The 6,042-nt window shown below is 34.7% G+C and carries 5 protein-coding genes; 1 reads left to right on the forward strand and 4 read right to left on the reverse strand.

The genetic code is table 11. The features are described from left to right. The first annotated feature begins 28 nt into the window (after positions 1-28). On the forward strand, positions 29-1,180 hold the full coding sequence (locus tag ACVWY7_RS26665; protein ID WP_000128038.1) for a VanZ family protein: 1,152 nt from the start codon (positions 29-31) through the stop codon (positions 1,178-1,180). A 7-nt stretch (positions 1,181-1,187) separates the two neighbouring features. Here ACVWY7_RS26665 and ACVWY7_RS26670 read toward each other — a convergent pair whose 3' ends face one another. From ACVWY7_RS26670 to cerA, 4 genes are all read right to left on the reverse strand, one after another. Continuing rightward, a complete protein-coding gene (locus tag ACVWY7_RS26670; protein WP_144508107.1) occupies positions 1,188-2,501 on the reverse strand; it encodes a D-arabinono-1,4-lactone oxidase in 1,314 nt (437 codons plus the stop codon). After that, positions 2,489-3,661 carry an amino acid deaminase/aldolase gene (locus ACVWY7_RS26675; RefSeq protein WP_144508105.1) on the reverse strand — a complete coding sequence of 391 codons (1,173 nt, stop codon included), beginning with the start codon at positions 3,659-3,661 and terminating at the stop codon, positions 2,489-2,491. Before ACVWY7_RS26675 ends, ACVWY7_RS26670 begins: the two co-directional genes overlap by 13 nt. 107 nt (positions 3,662-3,768) lie before the next feature. Then, the gene (gene sph, locus ACVWY7_RS26680) at positions 3,769-4,785 is read right to left on the reverse strand and encodes a sphingomyelinase C (RefSeq protein ID WP_003287028.1); all 1,017 of its coding nucleotides are present in this window, start codon (positions 4,783-4,785) and stop codon (positions 3,769-3,771) included. Positions 4,786-4,843: 58 nt separating this feature from the next. Further along, positions 4,844-5,695: a phospholipase CerA gene (cerA, locus tag ACVWY7_RS26685; protein ID WP_000731009.1), complete on the reverse strand. Its 852-nt coding sequence runs from the start codon at positions 5,693-5,695 to the stop codon at positions 4,844-4,846. Positions 5,696-6,042 lie beyond the last annotated feature (347 nt).

A 6,042-nucleotide genomic window follows, 5' to 3' on the forward strand; every position in this document is an offset into this window, starting at 1 on the left:
ACGAATTTTCATTGAAAGGAGCTTCATTTTGACTGCATATTTATTCCCTGTAAAAACAGCATTTATTTTATTTCCTTTTTTAGCAATGTTTCTATTAATCCCTTTTTTAATATTTAATTATCGAAAGTATGGTTATTTAAATAAATGGCGTTCATTTATTTTATACTCATTATTGCTTTACTTATTAAATGCCTATTTTCTTGTGATTTTGCCGTTGCCACAAACATATGATACTTGTAGCCTACAACCGGCTAATACGCAGCACATGCAACTATCACCATTTTATTTCATACAAGAAATTAGTAATCGTACTTCGGCAATTTTAACGAAACCAGCTACTTATTTCTACCTATTAAAAGAATCTGCGTTTTTACAAGTCGCTTTTAACGTTCTATTAACCGTTCCATTCGGTATTTACTTACGTTATTATTTCCGACGTAGTTTCTTACAAACAATTTGTATTTCTTTTTGTCTTTCACTCTTTTTCGAGCTAACACAAGTAACCGGACTATACGGTATATACAATTGTGCATACCGCTTATTTGATATAGATGATCTGTTTTTAAATACATTAGGCGGCGTAATTGGCTTTATCATTGCACCAATATTTATGTACTTCCTTCCGAAAGCAAACGAATTAGATAGTCATGTTGATTTGGAAACGAAACCAGTCGGATTCGTTCGTCGCTTTATCGCGATGCAAATTGATTGGATTTTCTTATCCATCGTTGTACCTGTCATTAAAAACAAAGGAAATTCTTTCTTTGTTTCTAATATTCAAGCTTATACGAACATATACGAACTTATTTTCATAACGTGTTCAATCTTGATTTACTTTATTATCATTCCATACTTTACGAATGGAAAAACAATTGGTAAAGCATTGCTTCGTATTTATGTGAAAGGAAAATCAGATCGTATTACGATGAAGGAACTATTCATCCGTTACGGTATATTCTATTTCATTTTAGGCGGAATCAACTATATTCTGTCGAGTAGCTCTATCTTAAACCTTAAAGAGCCTTTAGTATTAATAGTTATAGTATTATTCCAACTCGTAATTAACGGTCTATTTATTATTCATGTTTTATTACATGTATTTAGTCGTGATAAGTTACTATTTTACGAGCGCATTAGTCAAACAAGAAATGCGATCATATTAAAAAAAGCTGACAAATAATACTTTGTCAGCTTTTTTTCATAATCGTAAATAATTTTTCTGTGTAAGGGTTTGAAAACATTTCTGCTTCATCTAATAATTTCCTCACCTTTAGAAACGAATGCAATTCTGGATATATATTTTGTAATTTTTCGTACGTTAACGTATGCATTTTCCCCCAATGCGGGCGTCCCTCATACTTTAGAAAAATTTTCTCCACCTCACCAAAATAAGCAGCATACTTCATACCTTTATACATATGAACAGCTATATACGCAGAATCTCTTCCATACGCTGGACTGAGCCATATTTCATCCCTTTTCACATAACGGCATTCAATTGGGAAGTGCACTTTATACTTTTTCTTTTCAATAAGGTTTGAAATTTCTTCTACAACGGCCTGCATATACTTTGAAGGAACACTATACTCCATTTCATAAAATGGAACCGTACGCGATGTAGCAAATACTTCGTAACTCGGACCAATTATTTTTGTATTCGGTACAGCTTTAGCAGATAATCGACTTACTCCTTTACTTATAGAAGGAAACCATTTACATCCTTTAGATAACAAAGAAAACATCTTATTTTCTAGTAACTCTACTTTTAGCTTATGCCATTTCAAATCACTTTTTTTGCCCGTTGTTTCGTTTGTGACTTTCACCTGCACTTCATCTGAATAAGGAAAAACAAAAAATTCAAAGTGACGATTCTTCTTATATTCTTCTAATTTATTCATTACAGTAGCTAATGACTGTTTTTCACTTTCATACACAAGTGAATACGCCCTAATAATGTTCAATTTTATCCTTACAATGATGCCTAGCATCCCAAGTGATAACTGAAAGGCCCTCCAATATTCCACATTCTCCGTTTCCGAACAAACTATAGTCTCACCTGTAGATAAAACTGCCGTAATCTCTATAACTTGTGTTGATAAACTTCCAAAGGTAATACCCGTTCCATGCGTCCCCGTACTAATTGCTCCTGCAATAGATTGCGAATCAATATCCCCTAAATTTTCTTGCGCATAACCTTTTTCCTCAAGTAACTTACCTAACTCATGTAACTTTGTTCCTGCCCATACTTCGGCAATCATCTTCTCCGTATCAATATTCACAATTCCCTTCAATTCATCTAAAGAAACTAAAATTTCTTCCGTTTGCACAAGAGGTGTAAACGAGTGTCCTGAACCGACAACACGAATTTTCTTCCCTTTCTTTCGCGCAAGCTCTATAACTTCTACTACATCTTGTATACTTTCTGGATACATCGTATAATGCGGCGTTCCTTCTACATTCCCTGTCCAATTTCTCCATTTTTGTCCCTTTATAGAAAGCATTGGTCATCCCCCCGATATGTTGAATACTCCCCAACAATCTCTCCTTCTTTCACACAATATAAAAAAGGAAACCGCTCACATAATTCTCCAGCTTTACTATGGCGAAACAAGATAGAATCTCCTATCTCTACTCGTTCCTCACCGTTATAAAAAATCGGTGTTTGCACTTCACCAGCGCCTTCTAAATCTAATAGTTTTGCACCACCCGGCCTCCAAATCTCAGGTTCTTTATCTTTCCCAATTGCGCCTGAGGCAATATATCCGCCACCTAGACAAGTGTAAATTGTTGGGGCTGGTTTACGCACAACTGGTAAAGCAAATCCGACAGCTGGATGAAATTGCACCTCTTTATAATAATCAAACAGCTTTGGGGCATAAAAAGCCGAACCTATTGTAATCTCTGAAACTGAATGATCTTGCTCAGTTGTTTTTATACTTCCTGTGCCTCCTCCATTTACAAACCTTAGTTCAATACCTAGATTTTGTATTTCTTTTACGATATGTCCTCTTCTTTCTTTAACTTCTAACACTGATTTCTTCTTTAAATATGAAATCACTTTACTTTTCACTCGTTGATTCGGTATGTGATCTCCTACCCCAGCAATTTGGGCTTCATATCCCATTACACCATCTAGTATTAAAAATGATGATTCTTTCAACCTTTTTACTATTTTCAAAGCACCTTGCACATCTTTTACCGGTGATCTTTTGACCCCAAAATGGAACTTAAAAAAACGACTACTCATATCAATATCTAAGCAAACACGAAAACATCCTTTAGACTTCTCGGCAATTTTTTCTAAATAAACAATATGATCTTCACAATCCACCATACAAGTTATAATGAGCCCTTGCTTTGTTAACAAACTTATTTCATGTAACGCTCTTTCATCATAAGCAGGATATCCGAGCAATAAATCATTGAATCCTTGTTCAATTAAAAACAAAGCTTCCCTAGGTGAAAAACACATAATACCTTGAAATCGATCACTTGCAGCCAAAATCCTTTGCATAACGGGAACAGAACGTAACGATTTACTCGCTATACGAATCTTCTTATTTCCACTTAATTCTATAATCGATTGAATATTTCTATCTAAAGCCACTTCATCCAAAAATGCACACGGCAATGGAACTTCTTTAAAAATTCCTCGATTCACATTTTTCTCTCCTCTTTTCAATATGTCTTATACATATTGGAAAGAAAGTTGAAATTTCCTCTACAAAATAAAAAAGTTTCTTCCTATTAAGAAGAAACTTTTTAAGACTACTTCATAGAAATAGTCGCCTCGACTGGATAATGATCAGAGTAATCATTATATGTATATTTTTTGAGCCATGATGTAACAGTCCACTGTGGAGATTTCGGTTGTAATACTTTATTCTCTATAAATGATGGGTTCGCATGATCCTTACTTGCAATAATATAATCTAAATACTCGGCAGGGCTATCAGGGAAATTATATTTTGCAATACTGTTTGTCGTCGCATCCCAAGTTGCTGTATGTCCTGTATAAGATGGAATAGAAGCATGTAATGTTTTGAACATGGATGCGTACTCTGAGTCACTATTGTTCTCAGCATTTATTTTATTCACATTCATATCACCACCAAATAGGACGTACTCGTCATTTGGTATATTTTTATTTTTAATAAAATCTTGAATTTCTTTTAACTGGTTTGTACGTACAGATGCAGGTGAAGTTTTTCCGCACATGCTATCTTCAGCCTGCAAATGCGTCCCAATTACATGAACGAAACGATCATTTTTCTTAATTTTCGTGTATACAAATCCTTTATTCGATAAATTATCTGGTCCGCATCCATTTGCAAATACATATTGAACCTTTTCAACGATCGGCCATTTGCTCACGATTGCAACGCCCCCATCTTCAGGAGTTGCAGATGAATAGCTACCTAACGTTTTATCCCATTCATTTCCGTTACTACGACCTAATACAGCTGTTTGATTTGGGTATTCTTTCTTCAAATTTCCTAAAAGGCGATCTGAAGCACTATTATCAAACACTTCATTTAATATAACAACGTCTTGATTCTTAATATAATCTGCCGCCCCAATTAAATCAGCACGCTCACTTTGTCCCCAATTCGGATATAAGTTAGTTGATAGCATGTACACGTTATGCGTCATCACTTTCAAAGTGTTGTTTTGATCTGTAGACGTATCTGCTTGAGCTGAAGATCCTCCGTATAAAACTCCTAAACCAATCCCAAAGCTAAGTACACCTTTTAGCAATTTACCTTTCACGTTCCATACCTCCATGTGTAGAGTAATAAAAAGGTCAAATACTCTATTGTGAGATTTGACCTTTTTTAAATCCTTAACGATCTCCGTACGTATCAAACCAAAGCTGAATGTATCCAGCAGTAACACGTTGTGCATCCATTAATCGCTTACCTGTCATCGGTGTAACTTCAGCGCGCCATTTATCTGCATATTCTTGTGATACAGCTGCTTTTACGAACCAATCTTTCGTATTATCATTTACAATTCCAGAGTAATCTTGTTTCGCTGCTACTGCCGCCCCATGAATCCACTCTTCTGGATTTGTACCTTTCCAATTCCAATATCCATTTCCATCCGTTACTTTATAATTATCTTTTATCGTATCTACAAAGTTTTCATATTTAGAATGGAATCCTTGTGGATACGAGAGATTTGTAAAGTTTGCCGCATGCATCGGTTGATTTACATCTCCTAAATAATGAAGAGATAATCCTAAATAGAAGAATGCTTGTTTCATATCTTTATTTTTGTATGATTCACCCGCTAATTTAAAATATTTAGCTCCGGTTTCTTTTGCCTGCTTTGCAAATGGAATATATGTTTTTCCATTGTCTGGATCATAGAAATGTGAAGCAAATGTGCTATTATCATAATAAGGATTTTCATAGTCAGCAGCATAAATACCGTTCTCTAACTCCGTACGCCATTCATTTAATTGTGCAACTCGATCTTGTTTTACAAGTGTTGTATTGCGAGACATAATATCAATCGCACGGTTTACAATCCATAAATGAGAATTTACGCCTTCTTTATGTTTATCTTCAGCAGACCAGCGGTGAACTATTTTTATTTTACTTCCCCCATCGTTTTCATGAGCAAATGCAACGCTTTGTAAAGGAGCTACTAATGTAATAGCTGCTGCTAAAGCAAGTACTTTCTTTTTCATCTGAAATCCTCCATTTTATAATCGAATTATTGTAAACTTTTTGTTAGGATCCTATGATGTCGTCCGGTTAACCTATGACTAGAATATCCCACCTTTCACGAAATTTCTATCACTAAATTAAAATATGCAGATTTTCATATCATTATAACTTTATACACAGTGAATATAATGAATGAATACACTTTCATTTTAATAAACTATTATTAAGGCTTATCTAAACTAATGTAAAAAAAGAGTAAAGCATCCACATGCTTGGTATTATCCCCTTTAGGTAGACAGTAAAAAAAGAGTCCATCTGGTATGATGGACTCAGTACTGTTTTATCTGGAGGGGATTTTTTATGGCAA

It is taken from the genome of Bacillus sp. TE9106W (genome assembly GCF_054062215.1).

What these genes read in the sequence shown, in the direction of transcription:
- ACVWY7_RS26670 (WP_144508107.1), bottom strand. Translation starts at nt 2,501, where the DNA reads ATGCTTTCTATAAAGGGACAAAAATGGAGAAATTGGACAGGGAATGTA.
- sph (WP_003287028.1), bottom strand. Translation starts at nt 4,785, where the DNA reads ATGGAGGTATGGAACGTGAAAGGTAAATTGCTAAAAGGTGTACTTAGC.
- cerA (WP_000731009.1), bottom strand. Translation starts at nt 5,695, where the DNA reads ATGAAAAAGAAAGTACTTGCTTTAGCAGCAGCTATTACATTAGTAGCT.